Source organism: Palleronia pontilimi (assembly GCF_016412875.1).
Classification (GTDB): domain Bacteria; phylum Pseudomonadota; class Alphaproteobacteria; order Rhodobacterales; family Rhodobacteraceae; genus Palleronia; species Palleronia pontilimi.
Genome location: NZ_JAEKPD010000050.1, coordinates 1 through 888 on the forward strand (window position 1 = coordinate 1; position 888 = coordinate 888).

At 66.6% G+C, this 888-nt stretch carries 1 protein-coding gene; it reads right to left on the reverse strand.

Features of this window, described 5'->3' with window-relative positions; genetic code table 11:
• Nucleotides 1-12 precede the first annotated feature (12 nt).
• Nucleotides 13-888: elongation factor Tu (locus tag ILP92_RS18235; protein ID WP_198917839.1), on the reverse strand; the 876-nt coding region annotated here is incomplete at its 5' end.

Consider the following 888-nt stretch of genomic DNA (forward strand, 5'->3'; position numbering starts at 1 on the left):
CTGCGTCGCGGGTTACTCGATGATTTTCGAGACCACGCCGGCGCCGACGGTGCGGCCGCCTTCGCGGATGGCGAAGCGCAGTTTTTCTTCCATGGCGATCGGCGCGATCAGCTCGACGCCGAAGGACACGTTGTCGCCCGGCATCACCATTTCCGTGCCCTCGGCCAGCTGCACCGTGCCCGTCACGTCCGTCGTGCGGAAGTAGAACTGGGGCCGGTAGTTGGCGAAGAACGGCGTGTGGCGGCCGCCCTCTTCCTTGGTCAGGATGTAGGCTTCGGCTTCGAACTTCGTGTGCGGCTTCACCGAGCCGGGCTTGCAGAGCACCTGGCCCCGCTGCACGCCTTCGCGGTCCACGCCGCGCAGCAGCGCGCCGATATTGTCGCCCGCCTCGCCGCGGTCCAGCAGCTTGCGGAACATCTCGACGCCGGTGCAGGTGGTCTTCTTGGTGTCCTTGATGCCGACGATCTCGATTTCGTCGCCCACGTTGATCACGCCGCGCTCGACGCGACCGGTCACGACCGTGCCGCGGCCCGAGATCGAGAACACGTCCTCGACCGGCATCAGGAAGGGCTGGTCCACCGCGCGCTCGGGCGTGGGGATGTATTCGTCCACGGCGGCCATCAGCTTGCGGATGGACTCTTCGCCGATCTCGGGATCGGTGCCGTTCATGGCGGCCAGGGCCGAGCCGGGGATCACGGGCATGTCGTCGCCGGGATACTCGTAGCTGGACAGCAGCTCGCGGATCTCCATCTCGACCAGCTCGAGCAGTTCCTCGTCATCGACCTGGTCGACCTTGTTCATGTAGACGACCATGGACGGGATGCCGACCTGGCGGCCGAGCAGGATGTGCTCGCGCGTCTGGGGCATGGGGCCGTCGGCGGCGTTCAC